Below are 2,042 nucleotides of genomic sequence, written 5' to 3'. Positions count from 1 at the left end.
GTTAAGAACAGAGAACGCCGCTCGACACTACTGGGTTTTGGGTTGAGCTGACGTGCGTCGGTCCAGCAGAGCACCCGCAATCACGGGATGCACGGAACGCATTGGCAGTCGCCCGATGCGGCCACGTCAGCCAGCCCTATTGGGATGACGGTCCTCAAGCGATTGAGACCTGCAGCTCCCAATTTACCTTCGAAGGCAAAGATTACACGCTCGAATCGTGTCTGGCGCGACAACAAAACAATAATTTAGCGAATGTCGCCCTGCTTGCTCATCAAAGCGGGTAAGCAATAGGTAAGCAGTGGGCGACATTTCGCCGCCGTCCGCGCTCAAAGCAATTGCTCGATGTATGGCTCGATCGTCATCGCCCTGGCCGGTCTTGTTGACCTGCGTCGAGACGATCCCCTGCTGAAGCTGACGCGGCGGCCGGCGAAGAGTGTCTTTGCCGCGCTGCTCATCCATGCATCCAAAGGGGTAGGCAGGGAGCTGGCCCTAATGGCATCGACCATGCCCGCTCCAGCGTTCGGGCCGATGCGTTAAACATCAGGTAGGCGCCACCCGGTCGAGTGTCAGCTCGATCTCGGCGAAATCCTTGGGGGCGGCTTCGCAAAGGGCGGAGTTCGAATGGATGCAGAGCGAGGTAACAATGCTCGCCGCGAGCCCGCGCCGGGCGGCACCGGCGCGGTAACCCAGGCCGGCCAGCTCTTGCTCGATTCCGTCCTCGTCCGCCTCGAGATATCCCATGCGCGCGGCCAGATCCTCGATGCTGCGGCCATGCGCCCGCAGGAACAGGATGCGGCTGGCGACAGCGCGGGCATTGGGATCATGGACCGCCGCCCCGCTAAGAATGCCGCCGATCAGGTTGGCAGGCGGTGTCGGCACGTTCAGCGCCAGAAAGAACAGGCGGTGCGTATAGGAACAGGTCAGCGCGCTCTGCGCTGTTCGACCGTCGCTGAGCAGTTGCCCCTCCATCGCGACCGGCCGGTTGAACAGGTTTTCGCTGTAGCTGAGCTGCAATTGCTGCATCGGATCAGCGTAGATCCGCGCCGCGCCGATGATCAGTTTGCCCGCCTCGACACGCGACCAGGCCGGGGAAATGGCGAGATAGGATCCGGTGAGCCAATGCTCGCCGGGTTGTCGTGATCCGGCTCGGGCCGCGGATGGGGTAACCGGGCCTGGTGCCGGCACAGGCGGCAGACCGGCCTCCAGCCTGAGGGTCGCAAGCACGGTTTCCGGCACGCTGAAGCGGGCACAAATCGCCTGTTGGAACTCCTCGAACGAAGACGAGGCCAGGAAAGGCGCCGTTAGCGAACAGCCGAGCACCCTCGACCAATCCTCATAGACGCTGGCGGCACGCGGCATCGCTTTGCCCGAGAGCCATTTGTAGGCATTCTGGGTCACGAACAAGGTGGCCGGATTGACCGCCGCAAAGCGCGCGCAGAATTCCTTGTTGGTTGGGCAGCCCAAGGCCAGGGCGGTGAGCTTCAACTTCAATGCGAGGTTGAACCAGGATTTATCGGTCGATTGCTGGTGATTCTTATCGGCCAGTAGCTGCAGGCCGACCTCCGCTCCAAAATGGTTCAACGGCCCCCCACGATTGTCCCGCGTCCGCGGGATGATTCGATCATTGTTAGTGGATCGGCTGGTGCGACGCCACCGCGGTTCGTGGAGTTGGTCTAAATGCGCAGCCGACCGCGCATTCCGACCCCCCTCTTCTCAGGCGAGTAACTCCTGCTCGTTGCACCATATGATGCCGCGCGGCTAGCGCGGCTCTGGCGGCTATTTTTGATTTTCGGATCCGGCGGATCCTGTGCAACATCCCCACGGACAAGGAGCGCGGTCAAAGATCGAGGAACACTGACATGAGCGGTTTTCCTGACTGGCAACTGGTCTGGCACCAGTTCAGGGGCATGACATCGGGCGACGTTCCGATCTGGATGAGCGCGCCGGGCCACTGGATGGATGCGCCGTTTGTGATCACGTCTGTGACCTATCCTGACGGGAGTGTGTCGCGGCATTTTGTGGCTCGCGACAATGTACAATGC

General features: G+C 61.4%; 3 protein-coding genes. 2 read left to right on the top strand and 1 reads right to left on the bottom strand.

Annotated features, from left to right (window positions below):
• Positions 1–342: 342 nt before the first annotated feature.
• A complete protein-coding gene (locus AC1D34_RS36970; protein WP_476826953.1) occupies positions 343–537 on the top strand; it encodes a hypothetical protein in 195 nt (64 codons plus the stop codon).
• A 3-nt stretch (positions 538–540) separates the two neighbouring features.
• On the opposite strand, the gene AC1D34_RS36965 is transcribed toward AC1D34_RS36970, so the two are convergent.
• Positions 541–1,581 carry a hypothetical protein gene (locus AC1D34_RS36965; protein WP_476826952.1) on the bottom strand — a complete coding sequence of 347 codons (1,041 nt, stop codon included), beginning with the start codon at positions 1,579–1,581 and terminating at the stop codon, positions 541–543.
• A gap of 278 nt (positions 1,582–1,859) precedes the next feature.
• On the opposite strand from AC1D34_RS36965, the gene AC1D34_RS36960 reads away from it, so the two are divergent.
• The coding region (locus AC1D34_RS36960) for a hypothetical protein (RefSeq protein ID WP_476826951.1) at positions 1,860–2,042 on the top strand (183 nt) is incomplete at its 3' end.

The sequence above is a fragment of the Allobosea sp. P1_A7 genome (assembly GCF_056406775.1).
The sequence above is the reverse complement of the archived record's forward strand: the minus strand, read 5'-3'. Positions and strand labels throughout refer to the sequence as shown.